The sequence below is a fragment of the Erythrobacter donghaensis genome (genome assembly GCF_002155425.1).
Taxonomy (GTDB): Bacteria; Pseudomonadota; Alphaproteobacteria; order Sphingomonadales; family Sphingomonadaceae; genus Erythrobacter; species Erythrobacter donghaensis.
Genome location: NZ_MUYG01000010.1, coordinates 354,990 through 371,079 on the forward strand (window position 1 = coordinate 354,990; position 16,090 = coordinate 371,079).

Sequence of the window (16,090 nt, forward strand, 5' to 3'; positions counted from 1 at the left end):
GGGCGCGTCAGGTCGGCTCGCCCGCGTCGGCGGTGTAGAGCTGCAGGTTGCGATCGGTAATGCCGAAGCGGGCGAATTGCTGCCGCCACTCAGCCAGATGCGGCGCCGCGAAATGCGCATCGAGCGCTGCCCGGTCGCGCCATTTCTCGATCACATGGATGAGCCCGGCGTCCAGAACGTCGAGCGCATAGGCATAATGAAGGCAGCCATCCTCACGCCGCGATGCCTCGATCATCTCCGACATCACGGGCCTGATTTTGTCGAGCGTGCCCGGCGGAATGCGAATGGTGCCGACGATCAGGATCACCCCGGCCTCGTCAGAACGACTGTTCGTATACGCGGCTGATGTCGCCGTTCCATTCGCCGTGGTAAGCGTCGAGCAGGCGCTGGGCGGGCACCTTGCCGGTTGCCACGATCTCGTCGAGCGCTTCGAGATAGCCGGTCTCGTTATCGCCGCTGCCGTTGAGCCGCGCGCGCGCCTTGAGGCCGGAATGCGCGATCTTGAGCACCTCGCGCCCCAGATCCTGCAAGTTGCCGCAATCGGGCGAGCGGGTGGCGAGCGCAAGGCGCGGGACTTCGTTGCGCAGCCGTTCGCGCTCCTCCATCGACCAGCCCTTGACCAGATCCCACGCCGCATCGAGCGCGCCTTGATCGTAGAGCAGCCCGACCCAGAAGGCGGGCAGCGCGCAGATGCGGTTCCACGGGCCGCCATCCGCGCCGCGCATTTCGAGGAAGCTTTTCAGGCGCACCTCGGGGAAAGCAGTGGAGAGGTGATCCCACCAATCGCTCTGCGTCGGGCGCTCGCCGGGGAGGACCGAAAGCTTGCCGTCGAGGAAGTCTCGGAAACTGAGCCCCGCCGCATCGATATATTTGCCCTCGCGGAAGACGAAATACATCGGCACGTCGAGCATGTATTCGGCCCAGCGCTGATAGCCGAAGCCCTCCTCGAACACGAAGGGCAGCATTCCGGTGCGGTGCGGATCGGTGTCCGACCAGATGTGCGAGCGGTAACTCAGGAATCCATTGGGCTTGCCCTCGGTGAAGGGAGAATTGGCGAACAGCGCGGTCGCCAGCGGTTGCAGCGCGAGGCTGGTGCGGAACTTCTTCACCATGTCGGCTTCTGAAGAATAGTCGAGGTTCACCTGGATCGTGCAGGTGCGCAGCATCATGTCGAGGCCCATAGAGCCGACGCGTGGCATGTGCCGCAGCATGATATCGTAGCGGCCCTTGGGCATGATCGGCAGTTCGGCGCGGGTCTTGTCGGGCCACATGCCGAGGCCGAGATAGCCGACCCCGCATTTCTCGCCCACTTCCTTGACCTGCGCGAGGTGGCGACCCGTCTCCGCGCAGGTCTGGTGCAGGTTTTCGAGCGGCGCGCCCGACAGCTCCAGCTGGCCTGCCGGTTCGAGGCTGATTGCCCCGTCCTCGCCCTTCAGGGCGATGACGTTTCCGCCTTCCTCGACCGGGCTCCAGTCGAATTTTTCGAGGCCTTTCAACAGGTCGCGGATGCCGCAGGGCTCGTCATAGGACGGCGCACGGTGATCGGAGCGCTTGTAGACGAGCTTTTCGTGCTCGGTGCCGATGCGCCACTTTTCGGGCGGCTTCTCGCCGCCGATCATCGGCAGGGTCAGCTGGTCGAGGCTCTCGATGACCGGATCTTCGGCGGTGGTGACTTCGCGTGTGCTCATCGACAAGGCCCTCTCTGGCCGGTTGCTTTAGAAAACGGGTTTGCCGCTGGGAAGGCAAATTCGCCTTTGCGCGGGCCAAGCCGGTTTGTCTTGCAAAATCCGCCTTGGCGACGCGCGTCTACCAGTCTCCGGCGGTGGCCATCCACACCGAAAGCGCGGCGATCGCGGCGGTCTCGCCCCGCAGGATGCGCGGGCCGAGGGTGATCGGGCGGGCTTGCGGATGGGCGCGGATTGCGGCGCGCTCGGCCTCGTCGAAGCCGCCTTCCGGGCCGGTGAGGATCGCGGCTTTGATGTCTGGCGCGCCCCCGCGCAGGCGGGGGCCTCCGTCCGGTTCGCGCCCCTCAGCATGAGGTCCCCGCCTTCGCGGGGACTCGCAGAGCGCTGCGAAAGCCGCAGCAGCAGGCTCACCCCCGTTCTCGTCGGCGAAGAACAGCACGCGTTCTTCGGGCCAGCTGGCGAGCAGCGCGTCAAGCTTCACCGGCTCGGCCAGCTGCGGCAGCGCGGTGCGGGCGCATTGCTCGGCGGCCTCGGTGGTGATTGTGCGGGCGCGCTCAAAGTTGAGCTTGTCGGCGACACAGCGGCGGGTGAGGATCGGCTGGATGCGGGCCACGCCCAGCTCGGTCGCCTTTTCGAGGATCAGGTCGAAGCGGTCTTTCTTGAGCAGCGCGGGGCACAGCCACAGATCGGGCACCGCTTCGCGCGGGCGGAGCATCTCGGCGACTTCCAGCACCACGTCGCGCTTGCCGACCTCACTGACGCGCGCGGCCCATTCGCCGGTGATGTCGTCGCACAGGATCACGATGTCTCCCGCGCCCACGCGCATCACGCGGGCGAGGTAATGGGCCGGATTGCCCTCGATCCGCACATCCGCACCGGCGCGCAGTTCGCCCGTGACGAACAGGCGCGGTGCGCTTTTCGGGGGCCAGGCAGGAGTGGCGGGCATGGCTTGGCCCTAGGCGCGCGGCACGCTAGAGCGCAAGCGATGAACGAACAGATCGTCCCTGACTCTGAACATCGCGGCATGGTCGCCCGCCTGCCGCAGCTTCCGCGCGATCTTGCCATGCTCGCCCGCTTCGACCGGCCGATCGGGTGGTGGCTGCTGTTCTGGCCCTGCGTCTTCGGGGTGTGGCTGGCGGGGGCGGGCGCGCAATTTGCGCTGCTCGGCTGGCTGCTGCTCGGGAGCATCGCGATGCGCGGGGCGGGGTGCGTCTACAACGACATCGTCGATGCCGATCTCGACCGGCAGGTGGCACGCACTGCCTTGCGTCCGGTGGCGAGCGGGCGGGTGTCGAAGAAAGTCGCATGGGCGTGGCTCATTGCGCTGTGCCTCGTCGGGCTGGTGGTGCTGCTGCAACTGCGGCTCGAAGCGCAAGTGGTCGCTCTCAGCAGTCTCGCACTGGTCGCCGCCTATCCCTTCATGAAGCGCATCACCTGGTGGCCGCAGGCGTGGCTGGGGATGGTGTTCACTTGGGGGCTGCTGGTCGGCTGGACTGAGCTCAGGTGGGACAATTGGGAGGTGCTCGCCTGCCTCTATGCTGGCGCGATCTGCTGGGTGATCGGTTACGACACGATCTATGCGCTCCAGGACCGCGAGGATGACGCGATGGTCGGTATCCGCTCCTCGGCGCTGGCGATGGGCGCGCGGGTGCAGGGCGGGATAGCGGGTTTCTATGTTGCCGCTGTCATCCTGTGGGGCGCCGCCTTCTGGCTCTACCGCGCGGACTGGATCGCGCTGCTCGCGCTGCTGCCGGTGGCCTGCCATCTGCTGTGGCAGGTGGCGACGCTGAATGCGGATGACCCCGCCAATCCGCTTGATCGCTTCCGCGCCAACCGCTGGGCCGGGGCGCTGATGGCGGCGGCGTGCTACGTGGTCGGGAACGCGGGGGTCTAGGGGCGGTGTGCAACCTCTACCGCATGACCCAGAACGCCATCGAGGTCGCAGCGTGGTTCGATGAAGTGGAGCGCGCGCAGGGCGCCAATTTCGCCGAGGAGGTCTATCCCGGCTATACCGGCTTGGTGGTGGCGGAAGGGGCCGTCAGGCCCATGACATGGGGCTTCCCGCTGGTGCTCAAGGGCAAACAGGGCCAGCCGTTGAAGCCCAAGCCGGTCAACAATGCGCGCTCCGACAAGCTCCAGACCGGGTTCTGGCGTCATGCCTTTCACAAGCGCCGCTGTCTGATCCCGCTCAGCGCCTGGGCCGAGGCGCAGGGGGCCAGAGGGCGGATGACGCGCACGTGGTTGTCCCTGCCCGGCGCGCCATTGTTTGCGGTGGCGGGCGTCTGGCGGCCGTCCGAGGAATGGGGCGATTGCTATTCCATGGTCATGACCGCGAGCGAGGGCACCGAGGCGGCGAGCGTCCATGAACGGATGCCGGTGCTGCTCGCGCCCGAGGATCACGCGCGCTGGCTGGCCGCCCCGGCCGAGGACGCGCTCGATCTGTGCCGGGGGTGGGAAGGGCCGCTCGTCATCGACCACACTGACCAGCTGTGGGCCAAGGGAACGGGGAGCCAGCCGGGGCTGCTTTAGCTGTAGCTGACCACTTCGAACTCGATCCCGTCCCAGTCGAAGAAGTAGAACCGCCGCCCCGGTTCGTAGTCGGCGTGATTGAAGGGGACGAGGCCCGCCTCCGTCACCACCGTCTCCGCAGCGATAAGGTCCTCGACCACCAGCCCGACATGATTGAGCGGCATCCCCTTGGCAAAGCGCTCCACCGGCGCGCCCCGGGTATAGACCGCGATGTAATCGCGCGCGCTGCCCACGTGGATCGTCTCACCGCCCATTTGCGAGGGGCCGCGCCAGCGTATGTGCCAGCCCATCAATTGCTCCAGCAGAGCGGCAGTGCGGTCGATCTCGGAGACAGTGATGTTGACGTGTTCGAGAAAGCCGGTGGCCATGCTGTGTCCTTTCGTTAAGTCGGCGACGCGCGAGCCGCGGGGCGGGTGCGAATCGGTGAGCTTGCACAGCTTGCGATCTCAACCTAACTTGAGGTCAAGCTTTATCGCCGAAGGTGCCCCATGCCCGTCGCCCGACTTAAACCCACGGACCTCATCACCATCGGTGAAGTCGCGCGCCGCACCGGGCTAAGTGTCTCGGCGATCCGCTTCTACGAGGAGCAGGGGCTGGTCGAACCGCTGCGCACCGGCGGCAACCAGCGGCGCTTCCTGCGCTCCGACATCCGACGGCTGAGCTTCATCCTGATTGCCCAGCGGCTCGGCCTGTCGCTCGCCGAGATTGCCAGCGCACTCGCCAGTCTGCCGCACGGGCGCACGCCCACCGCGCGCGACTGGGAGGCGATCAGCGCCGCGATCCGCGCGCGGCTCGATGCGCAAATTGCCGATCTTGTGCGCACCCGCGACCGGCTCGACGGCTGCATCGGCTGCGGGTGTCTCAGCCTGAGCCACTGTGCGATCTGGAACCCGCAGGATGCGCTGGGCGAGGAGGGGCCGGGCGCCCGCAAGCTGCTGGCGTGAAGGGGCCAACCGCAGGCCCGCATCGACCAACGACGCGCAGGCTCGATCAAATGCGGGTATTGGCCCACCAATGCGGCTTTATCTCGCCGCGCATGGCGCTAGATTGGCCATCTATTGCAAGCGATTGCAGCAAGGGGGTCACAGACATGCTCGAACTCGCCAGCGTCAGCCACACCTATCCCAACGGCACTCATGCGCTCGACGATGTGAGCCTGTCGATCCCCAAGGGTATGTTCGGCCTGCTGGGGCCGAACGGCGCGGGCAAATCGACGCTGATGCGCACCATCGCGACCTTGCAGGCGCCGACTCACGGCGCGATCCGCTTCGGCGATATCGACGTTCTGGCCGAGCCCGACCGGCTGCGCCGCACGTTGGGCTATCTGCCGCAGGATTTCGGCGTCTATCCGCGTGTTTCGGCCTATCAGATGCTCGATCACATGGCGGTGCTGAAGGGCGTGAACAACGGCGCAGAGCGCAAGGCGATGGTCGAGCATCTGCTCAACCAGACCAACCTCTGGGCGGTGCGAAGCAAGGCCATCGCGGGCTTTTCGGGCGGGATGCGTCAGCGCTTCGGCATTGCGCAGGCGCTGATCGGCGATCCGCATCTGATCATCGTCGATGAACCCACCGCCGGGCTCGACCCGGAAGAGCGCAACCGTTTCCTCAATCTGCTGGCCGGGATCGGCGAGAACGTGGTCGTGATCCTCTCGACCCATATCGTCGACGATGTTGCCGACCTGTGCCCGCGCATGGCGGTGTTGGCGGGCGGCAAGGTGCGGCTGGAGGGCGCGCCGCTCGAACTGATCGCCTCGACCAAGGGGCGCGTATGGCAACGCACCGTGCCGCACACGCAGCTCGCAGAGATGCAGGCGCAATACGAGGTCATCTCGCACCGCTTCTTTGCGGGCGATATCGTCGTGCACGTGCTCAGCGAGACACAGCCCGAAGGCTTCGCCCCGGTCAGCGGCGGGCTGGAGGATGTCTATTTCGCCACGCTGGCCGAAACCCGCCGCGCCACCGCTCCCGCCGCGCAAGCCGCGTAAGGGAGGGCACCGCTCATGCTGACCGCCAGCCTTGCCGGCTTCGAAATCCGCTATCAGCTGAAGAACCCGGTGTTCTGGGTTTCGGTGATGATCTTCTTCCTGATCGGTTTCGGGATCAGCGCCAGCGAAGATCTCAGCATCGGCACGCCGGGATCGGTGCACGAGAATTCGCCCTTTGCCGTCACCTTCGCGCTGGGGATTCTGGCGCTGTTCTATCTCTTCGTCATCACCTCCTTCGTCGCCAACGCCGTGGTGCGTGACGATGTGACCGGGTTCGGCCCGATGATCCGCGCAACGCCGGTGGGACGCACGCAATTCCTCGCCGGACGCTTTCTTGGCGGACTGGTGATCGCGTTGATCGGCTATGCCGCCGTGCCGCTCGGGATTGCGCTGGGCGCGGCGATGCCGTGGGTCGATCCCGAGACGCTGGGGCCGGGAGGCTTTGCCGCCTATGCCTGGCCGTTCCTCGTTATTGCGGTGCCCAATATCATCCTGTCCTCGGCGCTGCTGTTCAGCCTCGCGACCATCACCCGGTCGATGCTGGCGAGCTATCTCGGCGTGCTGGTGCTGGTGATGGGTTATCTCGTCATCAGCGTCATCGTCGGGGCCGACCCGGCCAATCAGGACGCCGTCGCCCGTTACGAGCCGCTCGGCATGGGCGCGATCGGCGAGGTCTCGCGCTATTGGACGGCGGCAGAGATGAACTCGCGGCTGATACCGCTTGAAGGCAATCTGCTGTTCAACCGCCTTTTCATTCTGGGGCTGTCGGCGGTCTTCCTCGGCCTTGCATGGGCGCGCTTCAGCATGACCGACCGCGCGCCCTCGCGCTGGCGGCAGCGGCGGCTGGCCAAGCAGGCCGCGCGTGCTGCCAAGGCTGAGACGGTGCAACCGCGCACGCTTGCCGCACCCGTCTCCCGCAGCTTCGGCTTTGGCCATGCCTGGGCGAGCTTCATGGCGCGCCTCAGGACCGAGATGATGCTGGTGCTCAAGAGCCCCGGCCTCATCGTGCTGTTGCTGCTGGCGCTGGCCTTTATCGCGCTCAACCTCGCCTTTGCGCAGACGATCTTCGGCACGCCGTCCTATCCGCTCACCGCCAATGTGATCACCTCGGTGCTCATCAACATGTTCCTACCGAGCCTGATCGTCGCGGTCTTCTATGGCGGTGAGCTGGTGTGGCGCGAGCGCGACGTGAAGATCGGCGAGATCGTCGATGCCACGCCCGTCCCGGCCTGGGCGATGTTCGTGCCCAAGATTCTCGCGATCTTTCTGGTGCTGATCACCATGTCGCTCGCCGGAATGGTGACGGGGATCGCCTACCAACTGATCAAGGGCGCGCCGAGCATCGATGTCGGCCTCTACCTTACCGCCTTCGTCGTGCCGCAGAGCATCGACCTGCTGCTGGTCGCGGTGCTGGCGGTGTTCTTCCAGGTCCTGAGCCCCAACAAATATGTCGGCTGGGGCCTGTTTCTGGTGTGGTTCCTGACGCGCATCTTCCTGTCGAACCTTGGCTACACCAACATGCTCTACAGCTTCGGGGGCACGCCCGCCGAGCCGTTGAGCGACATGAACGGCACGGGCGAATTCTGGAAGGGCGGCGCGATCGCGCGGGCCTATTGGGCGAGCTTCGGCGTGCTCTTGCTGGTGCTGGCGCATTGGGCCTGGCCCAAGGGCACGGTGGTCGCCGTTCTGCCCCGCCTCAAAGGCATGGCGCGGCGGATCACCCCGGTCTCGGGCGGGATCGCGGCGGCGGCGCTGGCGGGCATGGTCGGCACCGGCGTGGTGATTCATCAGAACATCAAGGTGCTCAACTCCTACGAAACCTCCGACGAGGCCGAGGTCCGCGCGGCGCAATACGAGCGCAAGTATCTGAAATACGAAAACCTGCCGCGCCCGGTGGTGACCGACGTTGCTTTCGATGTCGCGATCTACCCCGAAGACCGCCGCATGACCGTCACCGGCCATTACGACCTGCGCAACGACAGCGGCGCGCCGATCCGCGAAGTGCACATACGGCAGGGCGACGACGAGGCGGTGTTCGAAAAGCTTGCGATCGGCGGCGCAAGCCTTGCCAGCCATGACACACGCCACGCTTACCGCATCTACCGCTTCGACACGCCGCTCGCACCCGGAGCGACGACGCGGCTCGATTTCGCCTCGCAGATCTGGCGGCGCGGCTTTGCCAATCGCGGGGCGGCGACCGATATCGTCGACAACGGCACTTTCGTGAACAATTTCACCTTCGCGCCGCTGATCGGGATCGACCGCCGCGGGATGTTGCAGGATCGCACCGCGCGCCGCCGTCAGGGCCTGCCTGACGAGCTGCGGATGCCCCGGCTTGAAGATACCGCCGCACAGGGCCGCAACTATATCGGTGCAGACTGGGTCAATTCGCGCATCACGATCTCGACCAGCGCCGATCAGGTGCCGATCGCGCCGGGCAACAAGCTGTCCGACGAAGTCAAGGGCGACCGCCGGGTGGCGGTGTTCCAGAGCCCGGCGCCGATCCTCAACTTCTTCTCGGTGCAGTCGGCGCGCTATGCCGTGGCCGAGGAGCAGGCGGGCGACGTTCTTCTGAGCGTCTATCACGACCCCCGCCACACCTGGAACGTGCCGGCAATGCTCAAGGCGATGAAGACCAGCCTCGGCTATTACGAGCGCGCTTTCGGCCCCTACCAGTTCGGCTATGCGCGGATCATCGAGTTCCCCGGCTATTCGAGCTTCGCGCAGGCTTTCGCGGGCACGATGCCCTATTCCGAAAGCATCGGCTTTGCCGCCGACGTGCGCGATCCCGAGGTGATCGACTATGTCACCTTCGTCACCGCGCATGAGGTGGGCCACCAATACTGGGCGCACCAGATCGTGGGCGGGGACATGCAGGGCTCGACCATGCTGTCGGAAACGCTCGCCGAATATTCCGCGCTGATGGTGATGAAAGAGCTCTATGGCGAGGACAAGATCCGCCGTTTCCTCAAGTTCGAGCTCGACCGCTATCTGGCCGGGCGCAAGGGCGATGTGGTGGGCGAACAGCCGCTGATGCGGGTCGAGGACCAGCAGCACATCCATTACAACAAGGGCGGGATCGCGATGTATCTGCTCCAGCACCGGCTGGGCGAGGACGCCGTGAACCGCGCGCTGGCGCGGCTGATCGCGCGCTACAAGTTCAAGCCGGCGCCCTATCCCCGCAGCCTCGACCTGATTGCCGAGCTGCGCAAGGAAGCCAGAACGCCGGAGGATCAGGCGCTGATCACCGACCTGTTCGAAACAATCACGATCTACGATCTCAAGGCCAAGGAAGCGGTCACCACGCAGCTGCCCGATCTGACCTACCGCACCCGCATCACGATCGAAGCGGGCAAGTTCACTGCTGACGCCAAGGGCAACGAGACCCCCGCGAAGCTCGCCGAGAACATCGAAGTCGGCGTTTTCACCGAAAGGCCCGGCAGCGGCGTGTTCGACCGCGCCAAGGTGCTGTCGATGAAGCGCTTTCCCGTGCGCGGCGGCAAGCAGGTGATCGAGGTGGTGACCAAGGGCGCGCGCCCGACCTTTGCCGGGGTCGATCCCTACAACTTCTACATCGACCGGGATTCGGACGATAATGTCGTGCCGGTGACTTGAGCGGGTGCCCTAGCTCTCCGGCCCCAGTTCCGGGTCGAGATCGCGGGGCCGCGCGAAGTGGACAAGCTCGGCGCAATAGCGCTTCAGCTCGCTCCAATGGGCGATGTCGCATTCGAGCACGGCATAGGCGGCGGTCGGGAATTTCACGACCGCTTCCTTGAACAGCGCGTTCTCCTTGCCCGGCGCGACCAGTTCGAGCAGCACGTCCTGCAGGCCCGGATTGTGGCCCGAGATCAGGATCGTTTTCGCTTCGTCATCTCCGCTGCCGGCATGGGCTTCGATCGTCTCGACGATGGTGTCGAAGCTGGCGAGGTAGAGCCGCTCGTCATAGATCGGTCTGACATCGGGCAGGGCGCTCTCAAGCGTTAGCTTGACCCGCACCGCGGGGCTGGCGATCACCTTGTCCCACTTCACCCCATGGTCGCGGATGTGCTGGCCGATCTTGGCCGCGCCCTTGCGCCCACGGGCGTTCAGCCCGCGGTCGAAATCGCGCTGGCTGGTGTCGTCCCAGTCCGACTTGGCGTGGCGCAGGAGGCCCAGAATCTTCATCGTTGCAAGGCTCCTCCCGCGTGCTCGCTCGGCTGCTGCACAACACCAGCGGCGAGGCGTTGTAAAGCCTCATCGAGCGTCAGGCGCAGCACCGGGGTGCCTTTGGGGAAGGCGCTGAGCAGACGGGTGGGGAAGGCGGGGGAGAGCACGATGAAGTGCCCCGCATCGTCCTTTGAACGGATCAGCCGTCCGAAGGCCTGCGCCAGCCGGGCGCGGATGATGCGGTCGTCATAGGCAGAGCCGCCGCCTGCCAGCCGCCGCGCCTTGTGGAGGATATCCGGCCGCGGCCAGGGCACCTGCTCCAGCACCACGCAGCGCAGGGAATGGCCGGGAACGTCGACCCCGTCGCGCAACGCGTCGGTGCCGATCAGGCTGGCGCGCGGATCGTCGCGGAAGATGTCCACCAGAGTCCCCGTGTCGATCGGGTCGACATGCTGGGCATAGACCGGGAGTCCGGCGCGCGCGAGCCGGTCGGCGATGCGGCCATGCACCGCGCGCAGCCGCCGGATCGCAGTGAACAGGCCGAGCACCCCGCCGCCCGACGCCTCGATGATCCGCGCATAGGCCCCGGCGAGCGCGGGCAGATCGCCCTTGGCGATGTCGGTGACGATCAGCACCTCGGCGCGGGCAGCGTAGTCGAAGGGGCTTTCGGCGGCGGAGAGCAGCGGCGCGACCTCGACATGGGCCGCGCCGGAGCGGGCAATCGCGCTGGCCCATTTCTCGTCAGGCGCGTCGGCATCGGTGGTGCGGTCGGTCAGGGTCGCGCTGGTCAGCAGCACGCCGTGTGCGGGTTCAAGCACGACGCGGGCGAAGGGCTTCATCGGGTCGAGCCAGCGGCGATGGATCGCGATGTCGAATTCGCGCGCGTCGGAGCGGTCGACCGCGAGCCAGTCGACGAATTCGGGATCGGCGGGGCCGCCCAGCCGGTCGAGCAGGGCTTCCCACGCGGCGATCAGATCGATCCGCCACGCCAGCGCGAAGCGTGCACCTTCGATCCGCGCGCGGCCCTGTGCGTCGAGCCAGTCGGGCGGTTCGGCGAGGATCGCCTCCAGCCGCCCGCCCAGTCGGATCAGCGGCACACGGATACTGGCGAGCGCCTCGGCTGCGGCGCTGGCGGCTTCGATCACCTCTCCGGGAAGGCCCGCCGCCTCGGTCTCGATCCCGTAGCCCGCCTCCTGCCCGCCGCTCTCGTCGCGGGCGTAGGTGGCGGTGCGCACCGCGGCGAGCAGGGCTTCGATGGGGCCGAAGGGGCTGTTCTCGGCAAGGCGCTGGAGCCAGCCGTCGGAGGGTAGCAATTGCCCCGCCTTGCAGGCGGCGGCGATGGCTTCCGCGCCGGCATCGTCATAGCTGGCAAGGTCTGCGAGCCTTGCAGCAAGGCCCCGCCTGCGTCCGCGCGCTTCGCGTTCGGGGCCCATTATCCAGCGCCTGAGTTCGATCGTCTCCTGCCCGGAGAGCGTGGCGGCGAAGGTCGAATCAGCGGCATCGAAGACGTGGTGGCCTTCGTCGAAGATCAGCCGCGTCGGGCGCTGGTTGGGATCGCGGGCGCGGGCTGCATTGACCATCACAAGCGCGTGGTTGGCGATCACCAGATCGGCTTGTGCGGAATCCCTCGCGGCGCGCTCGATGAAGCATTTGCGGTAGTGGGGGCACCCGGCATAGATGCATTCGCCGCGCTGGTCGGTCAGTGCCGCGATCCCGCGCTTCCTGAACAGCGTGCCGAGCCAGCCGGGCAGGTCGCCGCCGATCATGTCGCCATCGCGCGTATAGGCCCCCCAGCGCGCCACCAGCTGCGCCAACACCGCGGGCCGTCCGGCAAAGCCACCTTGCAGAGCGTCCTCAAGATTGAGCAGGCAGAGGTAATTCTCGCGGCCCTTGCGCACCACCACCGGCGGGGAGCCGTCGCCGCGCTTGGCGGGCCATGCCCGGCGGCTCTCGGCGCGCAGCTGGCGTTGCAGGTTCTTGGTAAAGGTCGAGACCCACACCGTGCCGCCGCTCAGGCCTGCCCAGACCGAGGCCGGGGCGAGATAGCCCAGCGTCTTGCCGATGCCCGTCCCCGCCTGCGCCAGCGCCAGATGTGGCCGGCCGGGGGAGGAGCGCGGCCCGAAGATGCGCGACACGTCGGCGGCATAGGCGCGCTGGCCCTCGCGGCTTTCTGCACCCTCGCCGGTAAGGCGCGCGAGTTGCGCCTGCACCGCCTCGGCCCCCAGTTCGACTTGCCGTGGGGCAGCGCGCTCGCCGGCCTCCTCCCATTCGGGCAGCTTGGCGAACAACCAGCGTTCGGCCCGCTCAGGCTTGGCGATGTGGGCCTTGAGCACCTGTGCCCAGGGCCAGCGCAGCCGTTCGAGCGATTGCAGCGCGCTCCACGCGCCTTCGCGCTCGGGCCAAGCGGGATCGCGGCACACCGCCGCCAGCGCACCCGCCGCCTGCTGGAGCAGCGCAGGCACTGCCGCGTCGTTTGCAGGGACCGGAAGCCCCAGCGCCTCGGCCAGCCCGCGCGGGGTGGGCACGCAGAACCGCGCCGGGTGGACAAAGGCGAAAGCCTCGAGCAGATCGAGCCCCGACAGATCGGGATAGCCCAGCCGGCTCGCCACCAGCGGGGCGTTGATCAGCAGCACCGGGGTGTCGGCAGCGGCCATGATCGCATCGCCCTTCGACACCGCGGTGGTGCGGCCGTCGGCGGCACACAGCCAGTGCCCGCCATGGCTGGCGTGGAGCGCTGTCAGAGGGAGGGGATCGGGGAGGCTCACACCGGCCACGATGGGCGAGACCTCGCGATAAGTAAACGACTCTGAGGGCGCTTATGCGGAACCGCTGGCGCGGATCAGGCGACGGCCTTCAATACCTGCAAATCGCCCTCGCAGATCGCCGCGACGACACGGTCGCGGCCATCGGCCTTGGCGCAATAGACGGCCTGATCTGCGCGGTGGATCGCCGCCTTTACCTCGACCCCCGGTGCGCGACGGTGGAAGCCTACGCTGGCCGTCACGCGCGTTTCGGCCAGCGGCCCGTCGAAGGTGATGGCGGATACCGCCTCGCGCACCGCCAGCGCCAGCGCCGATGTGCCGGGCGCATAGTCGTGCCCGACCAGCGCGACGAATTCCTCCCCGCCCGTGCGGCACACCTCGCCGAACGCGCCGAGCAGCGCTGCCAGCCGCGCGCTCACCCGCTGGAGCACCACGTCGCCTGAATCGTGGCCGAACAGGTCGTTGATCTTCTTGAAGTGGTCGAGGTCGATCACGATTACCGCGCCGATCTGCGCGCCGCCCGCTTCCTCGTCGTCGGCAATCAACCGGTCGAGGCGCCGCCGGTTACCGAGCTTGGTCAGCGGATCGATCTCCGTCTCCTCAATCCGGCTGCGCAGCATGTCGTAGCCGATCGACATCATCAGCACGATCCCCACCAGCATGCCGGTCACCGCGCTGGTCATGTGGAAGACGAGCGCGAGACCCGAATAGAACTCGCGCAAAGCCTGCGTCGTTTGTCCGACCGGGTTAATCAGCGCGACCACGGCCCGCGCCGCATAGGCAAAGCACGCGCTTGCGGTGATGAAGAAGGCGATCCGGTCGATCGTCGAGGCTCTGCGGAACGACCACATCACCGGTAGCGCCGAGAGGATGATCGCAGCGCCGATCGCCTGCACCGCGACGGCGCGGAACCAGTATTCGGGCGACCAGGGCACATAGGGCATGACCAGCAGGCTGCCCACCATGGAAATCGCGAGGGCCGCCGCGCCCGCCCGCTTGCGATGGCGCGACAGGAAGGCCTGAATCATCGCCAGCAGAGCGAAGTAATGGGTCGTGATCGACAGCCATGGCCACCAGTCGATCTGGCTGTGGTCGCGGTAGCCATCGACGCTGATCGAGATGCAGGCGATCAGGAATCCGAGCGAGGCCCAGCGCGCGGCCGGCAGCCGCCGATCGGCCAGCGCGATCAGTCCCAGTGACAGCGAAAAGATCGCATACATCGCCGGGATCAGGATAAAGAAGGTGGTGCCCGCTGACATGGTTCACCGCCGTAAGCCAAGAGAGTTGAGAATGCGCTAAGCCGCGCCGCGCTCGCAGGCTGCGCGCTTCGCGCTTGCAACATTGGGCACAGGCCATAAAAGCCTCGGCGATGACTGACACCGCTCTGATCGACGCCGCGATGCAATCCAAGGCCTGGCCGTTTCAGGAGGCGCAGCGCCTTGCCAAGCGGCTGCCGCAGGGCAAGCCGGGCGGGGTGCTGTTCGAGACCGGCTATGGCCCCTCGGGCCTGCCGCATATCGGCACCTTTCAGGAAGTGCTGCGCACCACGCTGGTGCGCCGTGCCTACGAGACGCTGACCGGGCAGCCGACCCGGCTGGTGGCCTTCAGCGACGACATGGACGGCCTGCGCAAGGTGCCGGACAACGTGCCGAACAAGGCGCTGCTGGACGCCAATCTCGGCAAGCCGCTGTCGCGCATCCCCGATCCGTTCGAGAAGTTCGAAAGCTTCGCCGCGCACAACAACGCGATGCTGCGCGACTTCCTCGACCGGTTCGGCTTTGAATATGAATTCGTCAGCTCCTCGGATTGCTATAATTCGGGCCGCTTCGACGATGCGCTGCGGGGCGTGCTGACGAATTTTCAGGCGATCCTCGACATCATGCTGCCCACGCTGGGCGAAGAGCGCCGCAAGACCTATTCGCCCGTCATGCCGGTTAGCCCGACAACCGGCGCGGTGTTGCAGGTGCCGGTAGAGGTGGTGGATGCCGCCGCCGGGGTCATCCGCTTCACCGACGAGGACGGCAGCGTGGTCGAACAGTCAGCCTTGGGCGGCATGGCAAAGTGCCAGTGGAAGGTCGACTGGGCGATGCGCTGGGTGGCGCTGGGCGTCGATTACGAGATGTATGGCAAGGATTTGACCGACTCTGGAATCCAGTCGGGCAAGATCGCCCGCGTGCTCGGCGGTCACAAGCCCGAGGGGCTGATCTACGAGCTGTTCCTCGACGCGCGAGGAGAGAAGATCTCCAAGTCCAAGGGAAATGGCCTCTCGATCGAGGAATGGCTGCAATATGGCAGTCCCGAGAGCCTCGGCCACTACATCTTCGCCAATCCCAAGAGCGCCAAGCAGTTGCACGCCGGGGTGATCCCCAAGGCGGTCGACGATTACTGGCAGTTCCGCGCCGCGATCCCCGGGCAGGAAATCGACAAGCGGCTCGGCAATCCGGTGTGGCACCTACTGCGCGCCAACCAGCGCCACGAGGGCGTGGATGCGCCCGGGCAGGGCGAGGCGCTGCCGGTGCCCTTTAGCCTGCTGCTGAACCTCGTGGGCGTGCTCGGCGCGGGCGCGACGCGTGAGGCGGTGTGGTCGTACCTCGGCAATTATGTCGAGGACGCCGATCCGGCGGCGCACCCGGCGCTCGATGCGCTGGTGGACAAGGCGCTGGCCTTTAACCGCGATTTCGTTGCACCGACACTGGCGAAGCGCGCGCCTGCTGGCGGCGAGGTGGGGGCCTTGCAGGCGCTCGACGCGGCGCTCGAGGCGGCCGATCCTGCGACCAGCGCCGAGGACTTGCAGACCATCGTCTACGAAATTGGCAAGATCGAGGAGTTCGGCTTCGAGTCCCTGCGCGACTGGTTCAAGGCGCTCTACGAAACGCTGCTGGGGAGCGAGCAGGGTCCGCGCATGGGCAGCTTCATCGCGCTTTACGGCATCGCGCCGACGCGCCAGCTGATCGCCAAGGCACTGGCCAAGGCCTGACCAA

13 protein-coding genes are annotated in these 16,090 nt (G+C 66.6%); 6 read left to right on the plus strand and 7 right to left on the minus strand.

The window, feature by feature from the left end:
• Nucleotides 1–7: 7 nt before the first annotated feature.
• The 3 genes from BZF59_RS10185 to BZF59_RS10195 all read right to left on the minus strand — a co-directional run bounded on the left by BZF59_RS10185 (nt 8) and on the right by BZF59_RS10195 (nt 2,631).
• Complete coding sequence (locus tag BZF59_RS10185; protein ID WP_086608136.1) at nt 8–307, minus strand: putative quinol monooxygenase; 300 nt, start codon at nt 305–307, stop codon at nt 8–10.
• Nucleotides 308–317: 10 nt separating this feature from the next.
• The gene (locus BZF59_RS10190) at nt 318–1,688 is read right to left on the minus strand and encodes a glutamate--cysteine ligase (protein WP_086608137.1); all 1,371 of its coding nucleotides are present in this window, start codon (nt 1,686–1,688) and stop codon (nt 318–320) included.
• 118 nt (nt 1,689–1,806) lie between these two features.
• Nucleotides 1,807–2,631 carry a 16S rRNA (uracil(1498)-N(3))-methyltransferase gene (locus BZF59_RS10195; RefSeq protein ID WP_086608138.1) on the minus strand — a complete coding sequence of 275 codons (825 nt, stop codon included), beginning with the start codon at nt 2,629–2,631 and terminating at the stop codon, nt 1,807–1,809.
• A gap of 39 nt (nt 2,632–2,670) precedes the next feature.
• Between BZF59_RS10195 and ubiA the strand changes: the two genes are divergently transcribed.
• Both ubiA and BZF59_RS10205 read left to right on the plus strand, forming a co-directional pair.
• A complete protein-coding gene (gene ubiA, locus BZF59_RS10200; RefSeq protein WP_086608139.1) occupies nt 2,671–3,579 on the plus strand; it encodes a 4-hydroxybenzoate octaprenyltransferase in 909 nt (302 codons plus the stop codon).
• A gap of 5 nt (nt 3,580–3,584) precedes the next feature.
• A complete protein-coding gene (locus tag BZF59_RS10205; protein WP_086608140.1) occupies nt 3,585–4,214 on the plus strand; it encodes an SOS response-associated peptidase in 630 nt (209 codons plus the stop codon).
• Here BZF59_RS10205 and BZF59_RS10210 read toward each other — a convergent pair.
• Nucleotides 4,211–4,582 carry a VOC family protein gene (locus BZF59_RS10210; protein ID WP_086608141.1) on the minus strand — a complete coding sequence of 124 codons (372 nt, stop codon included), beginning with the start codon at nt 4,580–4,582 and terminating at the stop codon, nt 4,211–4,213. The two genes, BZF59_RS10205 and BZF59_RS10210, sit on opposite strands and share 4 nt — an antisense overlap.
• A 120-nt stretch (nt 4,583–4,702) precedes the next feature.
• Here BZF59_RS10210 and soxR point away from each other — a divergent pair, with 120 nt between their 5' ends.
• The 3 genes from soxR (at nt 4,703) to BZF59_RS10225 (ending at nt 9,816) form a co-directional block, all read left to right on the plus strand.
• Nucleotides 4,703–5,158: a redox-sensitive transcriptional activator SoxR gene (gene soxR, locus BZF59_RS10215; RefSeq protein WP_086608142.1), complete on the plus strand. Its 456-nt coding sequence runs from the start codon at nt 4,703–4,705 to the stop codon at nt 5,156–5,158.
• 146 nt (nt 5,159–5,304) lie between these two features.
• Complete coding sequence (locus BZF59_RS10220) at nt 5,305–6,201, plus strand: ABC transporter ATP-binding protein (RefSeq protein ID WP_086608143.1); 897 nt, start codon at nt 5,305–5,307, stop codon at nt 6,199–6,201.
• Nucleotides 6,202–6,216: 15 nt separating this feature from the next.
• Nucleotides 6,217–9,816, plus strand: coding sequence for an ABC transporter permease/M1 family aminopeptidase (locus BZF59_RS10225; RefSeq protein ID WP_086608144.1), 3,600 nt, complete (start codon nt 6,217–6,219; stop codon nt 9,814–9,816).
• A 9-nt stretch (nt 9,817–9,825) separates the two neighbouring features.
• On the opposite strand, the gene BZF59_RS10230 is transcribed toward BZF59_RS10225, so the two are convergent.
• The 3 genes from BZF59_RS10230 to BZF59_RS10240 form a co-directional block, all read right to left on the minus strand.
• Nucleotides 9,826–10,365, minus strand: coding sequence for a SixA phosphatase family protein (locus BZF59_RS10230; protein WP_086608145.1), 540 nt, complete (start codon nt 10,363–10,365; stop codon nt 9,826–9,828).
• Nucleotides 10,362–13,112 carry an ATP-dependent DNA helicase gene (locus BZF59_RS10235; protein WP_086608426.1) on the minus strand — a complete coding sequence of 917 codons (2,751 nt, stop codon included), beginning with the start codon at nt 13,110–13,112 and terminating at the stop codon, nt 10,362–10,364. Before BZF59_RS10235 ends, BZF59_RS10230 begins: the two co-directional genes overlap by 4 nt.
• 74 nt (nt 13,113–13,186) lie before the next feature.
• Nucleotides 13,187–14,368, minus strand: a complete 1,182-nt coding sequence (locus BZF59_RS10240) for a GGDEF domain-containing protein (RefSeq protein WP_086608146.1) — start codon at nt 14,366–14,368, stop codon at nt 13,187–13,189.
• Nucleotides 14,369–14,478: 110 nt separating this feature from the next.
• On the opposite strand from BZF59_RS10240, the gene BZF59_RS10245 reads away from it, so the two are divergent.
• Nucleotides 14,479–16,086, plus strand: a complete 1,608-nt coding sequence (locus BZF59_RS10245) for a lysine--tRNA ligase (RefSeq protein ID WP_086608147.1) — start codon at nt 14,479–14,481, stop codon at nt 16,084–16,086.
• The last annotated feature ends 4 nt before the right edge of the window (nt 16,087–16,090 follow it).